Origin of the sequence: Sphingomonas parva (ex Maeng et al. 2020), assembly GCF_004564275.1 — a bacterium.
Taxonomy (GTDB): Bacteria; Pseudomonadota; Alphaproteobacteria; order Sphingomonadales; family Sphingomonadaceae; genus Allosphingosinicella; species Allosphingosinicella parva.
The window spans coordinates 16,509-30,837 of record NZ_SPDV01000001.1 but is presented as its reverse complement, the minus strand read 5'-3'; the positions used below and the strand labels follow the sequence as shown (position 1 = coordinate 30,837).

11 protein-coding genes are annotated in these 14,329 nt (G+C 67.3%); 4 read left to right on the top strand and 7 right to left on the bottom strand.

Features of this window, described 5'->3' with window-relative positions; translation table 11 throughout:
• Positions 1 to 12: 12 nt before the first annotated feature.
• The 3 genes from E2493_RS00135 to E2493_RS00125 are packed head-to-tail and all read right to left on the bottom strand — an operon-like array spanning position 13 to position 4,053.
• Positions 13 to 2,187 carry an RNA degradosome polyphosphate kinase gene (locus E2493_RS00135; protein WP_135082492.1) on the bottom strand — a complete coding sequence of 725 codons (2,175 nt, stop codon included), beginning with the start codon at positions 2,185 to 2,187 and terminating at the stop codon, positions 13 to 15.
• The gene (locus E2493_RS00130; protein WP_135082490.1) at positions 2,187 to 2,804 is read right to left on the bottom strand and encodes an HdaA/DnaA family protein; all 618 of its coding nucleotides are present in this window, start codon (positions 2,802 to 2,804) and stop codon (positions 2,187 to 2,189) included. The genes E2493_RS00135 and E2493_RS00130 overlap by 1 nt, the downstream gene beginning before the upstream one ends.
• A 1-nt stretch (position 2,805) precedes the next feature.
• A complete protein-coding gene (locus E2493_RS00125; protein WP_225421043.1) occupies positions 2,806 to 4,053 on the bottom strand; it encodes a heavy-metal-associated domain-containing protein in 1,248 nt (415 codons plus the stop codon).
• Between the two features lie 149 nt (positions 4,054 to 4,202).
• Between E2493_RS00125 and purM the strand changes: the two genes are divergently transcribed.
• Both purM and purN read left to right on the top strand, forming a co-directional pair.
• The gene (gene purM / locus E2493_RS00120; RefSeq protein WP_135082485.1) at positions 4,203 to 5,297 is read left to right on the top strand and encodes a phosphoribosylformylglycinamidine cyclo-ligase; all 1,095 of its coding nucleotides are present in this window, start codon (positions 4,203 to 4,205) and stop codon (positions 5,295 to 5,297) included.
• A 17-nt stretch (positions 5,298 to 5,314) separates the two neighbouring features.
• Entirely contained in the window at positions 5,315 to 5,914 is a 600-nt protein-coding gene (purN, locus tag E2493_RS00115) for a phosphoribosylglycinamide formyltransferase (protein ID WP_135082483.1), read from the top strand.
• 79 nt (positions 5,915 to 5,993) lie between these two features.
• On the opposite strand, the gene ndk is transcribed toward purN, so the two are convergent.
• Positions 5,994 to 6,416, bottom strand: a complete 423-nt coding sequence (gene ndk / locus E2493_RS00110) for a nucleoside-diphosphate kinase (RefSeq protein ID WP_135082480.1) — start codon at positions 6,414 to 6,416, stop codon at positions 5,994 to 5,996.
• A 158-nt stretch (positions 6,417 to 6,574) separates the two neighbouring features.
• Between ndk and E2493_RS00105 the strand changes: the two genes are divergently transcribed.
• Positions 6,575 to 7,216 (top strand): retropepsin-like aspartic protease family protein, encoded by a 642-nt coding sequence (locus E2493_RS00105; RefSeq protein ID WP_135082478.1) that lies wholly within the window; start codon positions 6,575 to 6,577, stop codon positions 7,214 to 7,216.
• A gap of 27 nt (positions 7,217 to 7,243) precedes the next feature.
• Here E2493_RS00105 and E2493_RS00100 read toward each other — a convergent pair whose 3' ends face one another.
• Positions 7,244 to 8,614 carry a sulfatase-like hydrolase/transferase gene (locus E2493_RS00100; protein ID WP_135082476.1) on the bottom strand — a complete coding sequence of 457 codons (1,371 nt, stop codon included), beginning with the start codon at positions 8,612 to 8,614 and terminating at the stop codon, positions 7,244 to 7,246.
• Between the two features lie 135 nt (positions 8,615 to 8,749).
• Positions 8,750 to 9,370, bottom strand: coding sequence for a M12 family metallopeptidase (locus E2493_RS00095; RefSeq protein ID WP_167737307.1), 621 nt, complete (start codon positions 9,368 to 9,370; stop codon positions 8,750 to 8,752).
• Positions 9,371 to 9,594: 224 nt separating this feature from the next.
• Here E2493_RS00095 and E2493_RS00090 point away from each other — a divergent pair, with 224 nt between their 5' ends.
• Positions 9,595 to 11,421: a di-heme-cytochrome C peroxidase gene (locus tag E2493_RS00090; protein WP_135082473.1), complete on the top strand. Its 1,827-nt coding sequence runs from the start codon at positions 9,595 to 9,597 to the stop codon at positions 11,419 to 11,421.
• Positions 11,422 to 11,460: 39 nt separating this feature from the next.
• Here E2493_RS00090 and E2493_RS00085 read toward each other — a convergent pair whose 3' ends face one another.
• Complete coding sequence (locus tag E2493_RS00085) at positions 11,461 to 14,001, bottom strand: M10 family metallopeptidase C-terminal domain-containing protein (protein ID WP_167737306.1); 2,541 nt, start codon at positions 13,999 to 14,001, stop codon at positions 11,461 to 11,463.
• Positions 14,002 to 14,329 lie beyond the last annotated feature (328 nt).

The window sequence follows — 14,329 nt, the reverse complement described above, 5'->3', positions numbered from 1 at the left end:
TTCCTGGATTCCTCAGTGAGCGCGACGCAGGCGGAGCTTCGGCACGGCGCCGCTGCGCAGGGCCGCGCCGCGGCCGGACAGGGACGGATTGGTCATGAAGTAATCGTGCAGGTTGAACGGCGGCTCGCCGTCCGGGGAGAGCCGCTCGTAGCGGCCGTCGGGATGGAGACGCCAGCTCTGCTCGTTGTCGATCAGATTGGCGACCAGGACCTGGTCGACGACCTGGGCATGGACCGTCGGGTTCTCGACCCGGAGCATGTACTCGACGCGGCGGTCGAAGTTGCGCGGCATCCAGTCGGCCGAGCTGATATAGACCAGAGCCTTCTTGCTCGGCAGCTCCTCGCCATTGCCGAAGCACCAGATCCGGCTGTGCTCGAGGAAGCGGCCGACGATCGACTTCACCCGGATATGCTCGGAAAGGCCGGCCACGCCTGGCCTCAGACAGCAGATGCCGCGGACCACGAGCTCGATGTCGACCCCGGCGCTGCTCGCGGCGTAGAGCCGGTCGATGATCGCCGGATCGACCAGCGAGTTCATCTTCGCCCAGATCGCGCCGGGACGGCCGTGCCGCACGTGCTCGATCTCGCGGTCGATCAATGCGGTGAGCTCCTCGCGCAGGCCATGGGGCGACATGGTCACCAGCTCCAGCCCCTGCGGCTCGACATAGCCGGTGATGTAGTTGAACAGCTGGCTGACGTCCCGGCCGACCCGCGGATCCGCCGTGAAGAAGCTCAGATCGGTGTACACCCGCGCCGAGACCGGATGGTAGTTGCCGGTGCCGAAATGGCAGTAGGTCCGGTAGCCCTTCTCCTCGCGGCGGATCACCATCGAAACCTTGGCGTGGGTCTTCCAGTCGATGAAGCCGTAGACGACCTGCACGCCGGCGCGCTCCAGCGCATTGGCCCAAAGCAGGTTCTGCTCCTCGTCGAAACGTGCCTTCAGTTCCACCACCGCGGTGACCGACTTGCCGGCTTCGGCGGCGTCGATCAGCGCGCGGATGATCGCGGACTGCTTGCCGGCCCGGTAGAGCGTCTGCTTGATCGCCACGACGTCGGGGTCGGCGGCGGCCTGTTTCAGGAACTCGACCACCACCTCGAAACTCTCGTACGGATGGTGGACGACGATGTCCTTGCTGCGGATCGCGGCGAAGCAATCGCCGCCATGCTCGCGGATCCGCTCCGGGAAGCGCGGATCGAACGGCCGGAACTTGAGGTCCGCGCGATCCTCCTCGACCAGCGTGTCGAGATCCGCGATGCCGAGGAAGCCGCTCGACGAATAGACCAGGGCATCCTTCGCATCGAGCCCGGCGCTGACCAGCGTCTTCAGGTCCTCCGGCATGTCCGCCTCGAATGCCAGGCGCACGACGCGGCCGCGGCGGCGGCGCTTGATCGCGCTGCGGAAGAAGCGGACGAGATCCTCGGCCTCTTCCTCGACCTCTATGTCGCTGTCGCGGATGATGCGGAACGCACCGCCGCCGAGCAGCTCGTAGCCAGGAAACAGGGTCGCGATGTGGCGCCGGATCAGGGTCTCGATGGCCACGTAGCGGGCGCTCTTCCCCGGCAGCCGCACGAAGCGCGATACCGTCGGCGGGACCATCAGCAGCTCGTGGATCGATTCGCCGTCGGACAGGCGCTTCAGATCGAAGATCAGCGAGAAGCCCTTGTTGGGGATGAAGGGGAACGGATGGGCAGGGTCGATCGCCTGCGGCGTCAGGATCGGAAAGATCTGCTCGCGAAAATGGCGATCGATCCATTCGCCTTCGGCATCGTCGATCTCGGCGCTGCGGATCACGGTCACGCCCGCCTCGGCGAGGTCGCTGCGGAGCTGACGCCATACCTGCTGCTGGTTGCGGGTCAGCCCGTCCGCGGCGACGGCGATGGCCTCGAGCTGCTGCGCCGGCGTCAGTCCGTCGGCGGACGGCTCCTCGACGCCGAGCAGCTGCTGGCCCTTGAGGCCCGCCACCCGCACCATGAAGAATTCGTCGAGATTGTTACCCGAGATGGACAGGAACCGGAGCCGCTCGAGCAGCGGGTGGGCGGGGTTGCACGCCTCCTCGAGCACCCGGCGATTGAACGCCAGCCAGCTCAGCTCCCGGTTGAAGAAGCGGTCCTGCGGCGCGAGCGTCAGCGCGGGTTCCGGGACCGACGGCTCGGCGGCCGCGCCGGCGGATGTGGCGGGGCCGTCCATCAGGCGCCCCGGGCGCGGCGAATGAGGCCGGCGTCGGACAGCGCCCGGCGTGCCAGCGGCACGGTCATTCGGCCATGGCCGGAGAGAAGGGCCCGATCGAGTGCATCCACGACCTGTTGAACGGCGACATAGCTTCTTTCGATCCGGGGCACGATGAATTCGGCCACTTCTGGCGGGGCGGCAATGCCCCTGTCCCCCAGTAGTTTTAGGATCAAATTGGTTATCAGGTCGTCGTCGGGCGGACCGATCGCGATCTGCGGTGTCGCCGCGAGACGCGAGCGCAGATCGGGCAGCCTTATCTCCCACGCCGGCGGCGGTGCATCCGCGACCATCAGCAGCGGCCGCCGAGTCTCCTGGGCCTGGTTCCAGGCGTGGAACAGCGCCTCCTCGTCATGCCGTTCGGCATTGTCGAACAGCCGTCCTCCGGTCTTGCGGGCGAAGATCCCGGCGAGGAGGCTTCGCCCCGATTTGCGGGGCCCGGTAATCAGCGTCGCTGCGACCGGCCAGACCGTCCAACGCTTGAGGTGCTCGATGGCCGTCCGATTGGCGTCTGAAAGCAGGAAATCCTCGTCCTTGTCCGCCACCGGCCAATCGAACGGCAGCGCGATCTGGCCCACCTCAGTCCCCTCCCCCGCGGGAGATTCTGAGGCTCGAGCCGGAGCCGGAGACCTGCCAGCCCTGCGCCTCCAGCGCCTGGCGGAAAGCGTCGCTGTCCCCGGCGAAGGTGACGCGCATCACCGATGTGCCGCCCAGCGCCAGGCTGGTCGTCAGCGCGGAGGTGACGCCGCGGATTCGGCTGACCGACAGCTCCGCACGGCTCACCGCCCCTGCATCCGGCGTGGGGACCTGGATGCTGAAGCTGGTGACGGCGCCGGTCGGAACCGGGGTGGTTTCGCCGCCGGGGAGCGGAGTCGTCGGCGTCGGCCGTTCCGGCGCCAGCGGCGTCTCCGGCACGAATTCCTCGATCGGCGGCGGCTCGGGGACGATCAGCGATGGATCGGGGCTCAGGGCGCCGGCCGCGAGCGCCTGGGTGTAGATCTGGTCGAGGCGCCGGACGCCCTCGTCGAGCAGCCGCGCGATCGTCGCGCCTCCGGTCGCCTTCAGGGTCACGCGGCCGAGGATCCGGTTGTCCGGCCCTTGGCGGGCGGTGAAGGTCGCCGTCGCCGGACCGCCCGGATAGAGCCTGTGCAGATGGACCTCGGGAACGATGACGTCGGCGGCGCCATATTGATCGAGCAGCAGGCGCCACCAGCCACGGCCGGGCCGCCGCGTCTGCGCGACGTTGAGCAGCAGTGGATCGATGCCCGCGCCGGTCGGCCGGACGTAGTCGACGGGGCTGTTACCGGTGCGGAAGCGCGCCCAGGCCTTCTGCCATTCGTTGCGCGATTCGAAGCTTTGGAACGAAGATCCGGTCAGCATCACCGGAACGACGAGCAGCGGTGCCGAGCGCTGGACGGGGCCGCTGACTCCGAGCAGCTGACCGGTGCGCGCGCGATCGAACAGCACGCCCAAAGTCGCGATGTAGCGTTTCGGGCCGATCTGCTCCTGCTCGATGACGATCCCCGAGACCATTCCGTTCAGGACCGATTCGGGCAGAGCGGGCGCTTCCGATTGCGGGCGCTTGTTGGTGCTCGCCCAGAGCGCGCGCCACGCCTTGGCCTGGGCCTGGCGCCAGCCTTCCTCCCGTGCCTTGTCGGCGCTCGGCGCCGAGACGTCGATCTCGACGTTCGTCACCTCGAAGGTGGAGGCGCTGTCGATCGGCGGCACGCCGCGGTCGGCACCTTCGAGCTGGGCGTAGACGGCGCCGCCGACGCCGAGCGCCGCGGAAAGGCCGAGGATCAGGGGGAGACGAGGGAGACGCTTCACGCCCGCCTTTTGGCGACTATGGCGCCGAAATCCAAGCGCGATGTGGGCAAGGCGTCGCCCTCCGGCGTGAAGAGCGGCTCGTGCCGCGCGCCGACCGGGGTTCGCGCTGGGCGCTTTCCCTCCGCCCGATCACCGTCTAGGGCGCAGCCATGAGCGAACAGGAAAGCTATACGTACGCCAAGGCCGGAGTCTCGATCGCGGCGGGCAATGCGCTGGTGAAGGCGATCGCGCCGCTGGCCAAGGCAACCGCGCGTCCCGGCGCCGATGCATCGCTGGGCGGCTTCGGCGGCTTTTTCGACCTGAAGGCGGCCGGTTACCGGGATCCGTTGCTGGTCGCCGCCAACGACGGAGTCGGCACCAAGCTCAAGCTGGCAATCGACAGCGGACGCCACGATGGAGTGGGCGTCGATCTGGTCGCGATGTGCGTCAACGATCTGATCGTGCAGGGAGCGGAGCCACTCTTCTTCCTCGACTATTTCGCAACCGGGAAGCTGGAGAGCGGCGTCGCCGGGCGGGTGATCGCATCGATCGCCGACGGCTGCCGCGAGGCGGGCTGCGCGCTGATCGGCGGCGAAACCGCGGAAATGCCGGGCATGTATGCGCCCGGAGACTATGATCTTGCCGGTTTCTGTGTCGGCGCCGTCGAGCGCGACGAGGCCCTGACCGCCAACCGCGTCGAGGAGGGCGACGTCATTCTCGGCCTCGCCTCCTCGGGCGTGCATTCGAACGGATTCTCGCTCGTCCGGCGCCTCGCCTCGGATAAGGGCTGGAAGCTCGACCGGCCGGCCCTGTTCGATCAGGACCTGCTGCTGATCGACGCGCTGCTCGCTCCGACCCGGATCTACGTGCGCGCTTTGCTGCCGCTGGTCCGCGCCGGGCGGGTGGCGGCACTGGCGCATATCACCGGGGGCGGCCTGCTGGAAAACATTCCCCGCGTGCTGCCGGAAGGGCTGCACGCCTTCGTCGATGCAGACGCCTGGCCGCAGCCGCGGCTGATGGCCTTTCTTCAGGCCCAGGGAAATATCGAGCCGGAGGAAATGGCCCGAACCTTCAACTGCGGCATCGGCATGGCCGTGATCGTTCGCGAGGCGGAAGCCTCCGGCGTCGCCGCCGCGCTGGCGGAGGCCGGCGAGACGGTCCACCGGATCGGCCGGATCGCGGCCGGCGGCAAGGGCTGCACCGTCTCGGGTTCGCAGGGCAGCTGGTCGGCGCGCGCCGACTGGACCGCGACGCACCAGGGCTGAGCGGGCGGCGTCGCGCCATGGCTGAGCGGCAACGGATCCGCGTCGGCGTCCTGCTCTCCGGGCGCGGCACCAATCTCGCCGCCTTGTCCGAATACCGGCGGCGCCAGGACCGCGCCTACGATCTCGTCCTTGCCGCGTCGAACGTGCCGGAGGCACGGGGGCTGGTGGTCGCCCGCACTTTGGGCCTCAAGACCTGGGCCCGGAGCCACAGGGACATTGCGCGCGCCGAGTTCGATCGGCTGATCGACGCGGAGCTTCGTCGCCACGACGTCGAGGTCGTCGCCCTTGCCGGCTACATGCGCCTGCTCTCGCCCGAGTTCATCCGCGGCTGGGAAGGACGGATCCTCAACATCCACCCCTCGCTGCTCCCGCTCTACAAGGGGCTCGACACCCACGCCCGCGCGCTGGCGGCGGGAGACATGTGGGCGGGCTGCTCGGTCCATCTGGTCACCGACGCGCTCGACGACGGCCCGGTGCTCGCCCAGGCGCGCGTCCGCATCCGCGAGCGGGACGACGCCGAGACCCTCGCGGCGCGCGTGCTCGAGGAGGAGCATCGGCTCTATCCGAAGGCGCTGGACGAATTCTGCGCGGAGCTCAGAGGCGCCGCGCCCCGCTAGGGCTTTGCCGCGCAGGAATCAAAAGACCCTCCCCCGCCGGTGCGGGAGAGGGTCTCTCCTATCGCTACTCGAGCAGGCCTTAGCCGACGATCTCTTCCGGCTTGAAGAAGAAGTCGATCTCGATCTTCGCATTTTCCAGGCTGTCGGAGCCGTGGACCGAGTTTGCCTCGATCGATTCCGCGAATTCCTTGCGGATCGTCCCGGCATCGGCATTGGCCGGGTTGGTCGCGCCCATCACCTCGCGGTTGCGGGCGACGGCGTTGTCGCCCTCGAGGACCTGCACGACGACCGGGCCGGAGATCATGAAGGTCACCAGGTCGTTGAAGAACGGCCGCTCGCGGTGAACGCCGTAGAAGCCCTCGGCCTGTTCGCGGCTCATCTGGATCCGCTTCGAAGCGACGACGCGCAGGCCGGCCTCCTCGAGCTTGGCGGTGATCGCGCCGGTCAGGTTGCGCCGGGTGGCATCGGGCTTGATGATCGAGAAAGTGCGTTCGGTCGCCATGGCCGTGAAGCTCCAATACTGTCAGTGTGGGAAGGAATTGCGCGGCTCTCTAGAGGCAGATCGGCCGCGGTGGAAGGGGCTTCCACCGGCCGCCCCGGTCGTGGATCGAATCGGGCCGGGCGGCGGTTGAACCGACAGAGAGAGCGGGACGTGACGAAATGCCGACAGTGATCCCAGAATGGCAACAGCTCGCCGTTTATGCGGTGCTGGCGGCGCTCGCGCTCATCCTCCTGCAGAGAATTCCGTTCGTCGGCAGGATCATCCGCTTTGCGCTCTCGCTCACCCTGCTCGCCTTCTGCATCTTCCTGCTGATCCAGCAGGCGCCCTACCAGCCCCTGCTCGGCAGCATCGCCGGCAAGCTCGGGCTGGACCAGCAGCAGGTCGTCGGGGCCGAGGTGCGGATCAAGATGGCGTCCGACGGCCATTTCTGGGCGAACGCGACGCTCAACGGGGTCAAGCGGCGGATGCTGATCGACAGCGGCGCAACCGTGACCGCAGTCTCCGAGGAGACCGCCGCCGCCGCGTCGATCGGCCGCGATTCGACCGTCGTTCCGGTCGTGCTGCGCACCGCCAACGGCCTCGCGCAGGCGCGCACTGGAACCGTGGAGGAGCTGCGTCTCGGCAACATCAAGGCGTCCGGGCTGAAGGTCGTGATCTCGCCCGCGCTCGGCGGCTTCGACGTGCTCGGCATGAACTTTCTGTCGAAGCTGCAGTCCTGGCGGGTCGAGGGCCGCACCCTTGTGCTCGTTCCGCACCATCCGCAGCCGGTCGCTCCGGCTGGAGACGCCGGCACGCGGTGAGCCGGCCCCTTCCCTGCCGCAGCCGGCTCAGGCGTGCGGCGGCCCGGCTCCCGCCGCGGGAGCACGGGCCTTCAACAGGATCCAGGGCACGCGGTCTCCGGCGAACTGCTCGCGATGATGGCGATCGAAGAAGGGCGGAATATGATCCCCCACGATCAGGATGTCGGTCGGCGGGAAATCCGGGGCGGTGATCTGGCGCGACAGCGCCTTCCCGATCTCGTCGAAGATTGCGAGCTGCCGGCAGATCATCGGGAAATCGCGGTTGAGCTCCGGGTCGTACCGCACGCAATTGTCGGTCTCGAGCTGGGTCGATTCCACCACCGGCAGGTGCGAGTTGACGGTCAGCCAATAAGCGAACTGCGGCTGCTTGGCGAACTTGAGCGTACGGGCGATCTGCGCCGGAACGTCGCGGTCGCAGACGCCGGCGAAAACGCCCGGGCACGGCTTTGCGCCGCCGCGCCTGATCTCGGTGGCGAAATGGGACTGCTGAAAGCCGATGTTCGGATACCAGGCCGTGCGATCGAACATATAGCCTTCGAAGCTGTGCCATGCCTGGGTCTCATAGCCTTTGGCGGCGAGCTGCGCCGGCAGGCAGCCGGAATCCTTGGCGTTCATCAGCGCCGGATAGTCACCCCAGCGGCCGCACATCTCGCGCACCTCGCCGTTGGTCGTCGAGCCGTAGAAGAGCGTGTCGCCGGTCGTGACGTCGTAGCGGCCGCGCAGCTCCGGCCTGACGAAGGTGGAAAGCAGCTTGTTGCGCAGCGGAGCGTCGACGGGCAGGCCGAACGATTCGACGATCACCACCAGGACGTGGCGGCGGCCGTCGGCGAGCTGCAGCAGCCCGGTCTCGTGCGCGGCCGAATCGAACGGGGCACCGGCTTCGGGGACGCGCTTGTAGGTCCCGCGCTTGCCCTGGGCCATGTACACGTCGAACGCGCCGAAGGTGTAGGCGAGGCAGGCGACCCCGACGATCCAGGTCGGCTTGGCGAGGACGGTCGAGCGCCGCAGGGCGAAGAACGCGCCGACGAGGGTGCCGGCGAGCGCGAACAGTGCCGCGACATATTCGGGCGACGCCGACGGCGACAGCTCGGCCGCGAACTTCAGCGAGAAGGCCAGCGAGGCGATGCTCAGATTGAAGATGCCGCTGATGTACTGGAGCACCGAATAGGTCAGGGCCCCGAGAAAGCCGGCGAATTTCAGCGGGAACGGGGCACGGTGGAGCAGGATGCCGACGACGGCGGTGACGATCACCGGCCAGGAGCGCGGCGGCCCGCCGACGATCCATATCAGGCAGAAGCTGAGGTTCGGCAGCACGATCCAGCAGAGCAGCCAGTTCAGCAGGGAGCGGACCGAGTTCGGCTGACGATCCCAGGTCCCCACGTCGAGTGCAACGTCCATGATCGGCCCCCTTCGCCAATGCTGACAATATCGTGCGCGATCATGGTGAAGAACAAGTAAACGTGGGCAGCCGGCCGGGAAGCGTCGCCGGAGAGCCGCGAATCCTCCGCCGCGAGGGAAGCGTCCGGCGCCGGTTCAGCCGGCAATCGGCGGCGCGATGCCTTGGTACATCTGCTCCACCGCGGCGACATCGCCGGCGCTGAGGCCGTCGCGCTGGCCGACGGAGACGCCCGCCGGCACCGGCTTGAGCAGCTTCAGGGTGGGGTCGCGGTCGTCGATCGCGAAGCAGCCGGGCGGATAGTGCATGATCGATCCATAGTCATAGGCGCCGATGTCCTCCGTCTGCGCCGGGGCCTGATCGATCCACCTTTGCTTGAAATTGTCCTCGCAGCCATCCTCGATGTTCGTCCAGTCGACCTCGACCCATTGATCGCGATCGTCGCGGCAATGCTCGTGCCAGAGGCCGACGGCGTGGCCGAGCTCGTGAATGATGATGCCGGCGGAGCAGCTGTCGCCCAGCGAGACCTTCTGCTCGCCGCCGCGGCGGCCGACGTCCGACAGCGCGAAGCCGGGCAGGCGCACCAGGCGCACGAAATCGGTTTCGTTCGTGCGCGGCACGAATCGGATCGAACTATGGCTGTGCCAATGCTCGATCGCCTCGGCCGCTTCCTCGTCGCAGCCGAGGTCGGGATCGATCACATAGGCTATCGTGCGGTTCGGCCAGCGAAATTGCTGTCCTGCAATGGCGACCCCCATCGTGCCCTCCCGTTCGCTCCCCTGCGCGAGCCTCCGAGACTGCTTTGAAGCCGCGCCCGGCGCAATAGCTCGCAACAAGAATAAATCCACTTCGGCGGCAATGACTTGGACGCAAGAAGAAGCGAGGCATTCCTGATCCGCGCCCGGCATGCTAACGTCTTCCCTCATCGTGGCCGCTTCTTGCAACGAGCGGCGACGTTAGGCGCAACAGCAGGGGGGCTGTCATGGCGGCAGGAAGCAGGCTCGGTACCGCATCGATCGTTCTGGGGACCGGGCTCGTGCTCGCCGTCGCCGCCTGCCGGAGCGGGCCGCACGAGGAAACGGCGCCTCCGGCCAAGGCATCCACCCAGGGCTGGGGCGAGGAGCAGCGCCTGTCCTGGTACCAGGGCACGCAGGGCTCGCGGCTGATGCCGCTCAGCTGGGCCCAGGCGCTCGAGCAGGCCGGCGGCAACCAGCTGTTCTTCACGCCCGAGCATCTCGCGACCTACCGCTTCGTGCCGCTCGAGAAGTCCGTGGCGAAACTGCCGATCGGCTTTGCGATCGACCAGCAGGACGACAGCAAGCTCACCTTCAGCAAGCTTCGCTGGTACCAGGGGCAGCCCGCCAACGAACGCTGGGTCGGGCTGAACTGCTCCGCCTGCCACACGGCGCAGATCACCCACCAGGGCCAGACCATGACGATCGACGGCGGCCCGAGCCTGGTCGACTTCCAGGCCTTCATCGAAGGCGTGGACTCGGCCATGGCCTCCACCCAGAACGACCCTGCGAAGTGGGACCGCTTCGCCGCGAAGGTCCTGGCCGGAAAGGACAATGCGCAGAACCGCGCCGCGCTGAAGACCTCCTTCGACTCGCTCGTCGCCTGGTACAAGGACAATGCGCGGCTCAACGACACGCCGCTGCGCTACGGCTACGGGCGCCTCGACGCGTTCGGGCACATCTTCAACAAGGTCGCGCAGCTCGCCGTCTACGGCACCCGGGTACGCGCTACTCCCAATGCGGCGGATGCGCCGGTCAGCTATCCGTTTCTGTGGAACATCTTCCGGCAGAACAAACTGCAGTGGAACGGCATCGTCGAGGCGAAGCGGCTGAACCTCGGCAAAGGCTATCTCGATTACGGCGCGCTCGGCCGCAACACTGGCGAGGTGATCGGCGTCTTCGGCGATGTCGACATCGTCGCCAACTCGAACAAGATGGGTTTCCCGTCGAGCATCGAGGCTTCGAACCTCGACCGACTCGAGAATGTGCTGCGCAAGCTCGAGCCGCCGAAATGGCCCGAGTCGCTCGGCGCCCTCAACCAGGACCGGATCAAGGCCGGCGGCGCGCTCTTCCAGAACAAGGGCTGCGCGGGTTGTCACCAGATCGAGGCTCCGGGCACGTCGATCTACCAGGTGCACATGATCCCGCTCACCCGCGACAGCCAGAAGCAGGAGAACCGCAACAACACCGATCCGTGGATGGCCTGCAACGCGATCAGCTACACGAGCAACACGGGCAAGCTGGAGGGACAGCCGGAAAACTACTTCCGGGGCGATCCGCTCGAGAAGAACGAGCCGCTGGCGACGATGCTGAGCACCACGGTGATCGGCACGCTGGTGGGCAAGTGGAAGCAGATCCTCAGCACGGCGGCCGACATCTTCATCGGCACCGAGAAGCTGCCGCGGGTCGTCGGCGCGGGCACCGAGGTCAGTCCGGCGGAGCGCAAGGCGGGCCGGCTCGAGCAATGCTTCAACTCGAAGAACCCCCTCTTCGCCTACAAGGCGCGTCCGCTCGACGGCATCTGGGCGACGGCGCCCTACCTTCACAACGGCTCCGTCCCGACCCTCTATGATCTGCTGCTTCCGCCGGAGAAGCGGCCGGCGAGCTTCAACGTCGGGACGCGCGAGTTCGACCCGGCGAAGGTCGGCTACCGCACCGGCGCAGACGCAGCCGGCAACGGCTTCACCTTCACCGCCAGCGGCGACGGAAACTCGAACCGCGGACATGACTATAACGTCGGCGGGCTGAGCGAGGAGGAACGCCTGGCGCTGCTGGAATTCCTCAAGACGCTGTGACGCTTCGGGGGGCGGCCGCACCGCCCCCCGCCAGCGGCTTCAGAGGACGAAGTCCGCAACCACCAGCGACATGCGGTCGTCCAGCCTGATCTGGAGATCGGCCACGGCGTCGCCGTCGAGATCCGCCTGGATCAGCGTCCCGTAGGTTCCCGATTGGTAGCGCAGCTCTCCGGCAGATCCGGAGAAAGCCGACTTGCCGATGAACGCAAACGCGTCGTCTGCGGCCGTCGAGATATTTGCGTCGAGCGCGCCGAGATCGATCTGGTCGCTGCGCGAACGAAAATCGGTGATCACGTCGCTCGCCGCGACGCCGCTGTCCGACGCGGCCTCGTAGACGAAGCGATCGGCCCCGCTGCCGCCGCTCATGCTGTCGGCGCCGCCGCCGCCGATCAGGCGATCGTTGCCGCCGCCGCCATTGATCGAATCGTCCCCACCGTAGCCGAAGAGGACGTCTGCAAGGGCGGTACCGGCGAGGACATCGTCGGCCATGCTGGCGCCGTTGGCGTCGGCGAGACCGGCGAAGTCGCCGAGCTCGAGATTGAAGGCGCCGTCGAGCTCGAGCTGGAAGTCGGCGAGTCCATCGCCGTTGCCGTCCAGCTCGACGATCGTGGAGCCGGCAGTGACGACGGCGCGCACCTGTCCGGCCTCACCGGAGAAGAGCGCGCCGCCGATGAACTGCGTGGCGCCCGCGCCGGTAAGATCGATCCGGTCGCTGCCCTGGTCGAAGCCGACGATCGTGTCTCGCGACAGCCCGACCGCGCTGTCTCCTGCCGCGAACACGAAGAGGTCCGCGCCCGCGCCCCCGTCGAGGCGATCTTGCCCCAGGCCACCGACGAGCCGATCGGCACCTGCGCCACCGATCAGCACGTCGTTGCCGGCGCCGCCGTCGAGCAGGTTCCCGGCGTCGTTGCCCGTCAGCGTGTCGTTGCCGGCCCCCGAGCGCGCGTTCTCGATGGTCACCGCGTTGGCGATGGTGAAGCCGCCATAGATGCCCCAGGCGTAAGAGACGCGGCCGCCGCCCCCTTCCTCATATTGGAGCGTCGCCGGCCGGAGATCGATCGAGGCGTCACGGGCGCCGTCATAGGCGATCGTGTCGATGCCGCCCGAGTCCCAGATCGCCGTGTAGGCGGTGCCGGCGGCGTTGACGTCCTTGAGCGAATAGACGTCGTCGCCGACGCGGGTGTCCTCGTTGACGCCATATTTGTCCTGGATCACCGCCATGTCGAGCGGGCTGAGCGAAGCCACCCAGCCGAAGTGATCGACCTCCAGGCCGGTGAGACCTCCGGATCGTGCCTGGCCATAGGGTGAGGTCGCCCAGCCGTCGTTGTACGACATCACGGTGTGGACCTGCTGGCTGAGGTCGAAATCGCCGAGGCCGCCGCCGATGCCGGCGGTGCCGCCGTCGGCTCCGCGCATGATGCTCGACCGCCCGCCGTTATCGTGCGGATGGGCCATTCCGAGGCCATGGCCAAGCTCGTGCAACAGGGTCGGGAAGTAGAAGCCGCCGGGCTGGAGCCCCTCCTGGGTCCAGCGGACATCGCCGGCGTTGAACTCCGCCTGCCCTTCATTCTGCTCGTTCGGCGGGCTCATGCGGCCCAGCAGGGAGGCGCCTGCACCCGGCGTGCCCTTGTAGGTGACGATCTTGAAATCGGCTTCGGCGCGGCTGTCGACCTCGACGAAGACGAGGTCGGCGACCTGCGAGTAGAGCTCGAAGGCGTTGTAGAAGGCCGCCTTCTCCCAATCCTGCATGCCGATCGCGATCATGTTCTCGGTCGTCCCGGGACTGGTTGGATCCTCGCTGACGAAGACGTCGCCCGCCTTGGCGAAATAGACGGTGATGACGTTCTTGCCCTCGATGCCGAACGGGTTTCCGCCGACTCCGGTGAAGTCGTTGCCGGTGATCCGCGGCCCTTCCTCGCCGTCCGGGTTACGCGAGGTTCTGTCGACCTGCGCGCCCCAGTCGATCGAATGGAGCGGGCTCTCGACGTCGTAATAGGGGATGTAGCTCGGCCGCCCGGTGACGTCGTCGACGAACAGCTGATAGTCGCCCACGCCGTCTCCGGTCGTGCCGTTCAGCGCTTCCTGATCGAATGCCCGGGCATTGATGAAATAGGTCCCGCTGGTCTTGGGCGTGAACGTCAGCAGGGCGTCGAGACCCGAGGGGGTGTCCGGCCCGCCGCCGTCCGCCTGGGTGATCAACTGCCCGTCCGGCCCGTAGAGCTCGACATAGGCATCGTTGAGCGGCACGCCGCTGGGACCGCCCATCACCAGATACTGGCCGATGTCGTAGGTGTGACCGGCGGTCAGTTCGACCCGGAAGAAATCCTGATCGCCGACCGTATCGATCGTGGAGACGACCGAGGCTCCGTCGACCTCGACCGTCCGGGTCGTCGAGGTGTCGTCCGCGACCTCGTCGCTGGTCAGGATCAGGAAATGGTCACCCGGCACCGGCTTCAGGTCTCCGACGCCATCTGGGAAGAAGGCGTCGGTCGCCTTGACGGCCGGGTGCCTCAGATCGAAGCCGGCGAGCGTCGCGGCATAGCCTTCGGCGATCATCGGCTTTTTCAAAAGATCATTCATCCAGCGCATCCTGCGTCTCCTGTCTCAGGGGAAGAACCCGCGCACCGGACGGCGGCGGACGATGAGCATCCCGCCTCGCGGCCGGCAAAAGGCGTGAGCAGAGCGGCTCGGCCGGGGCCTGCCCGCCGAGGCAGCGGCGCCCGGCAGGCGCAGCGCTTCGGCAAGGAACACGTCGTCCCGCCATCGTTCGGCGCCGGCGCCAGTCAAAACGCCAGGTTCGCCGTGCAGCCGCAGCGCCGCCATCCCAGCGGCGACAGAGGAACGCATACGCTACTGGTTACTTCATCAAAGTTAAACTAGACTTTTATTTATGCAATATCCGCTTTAA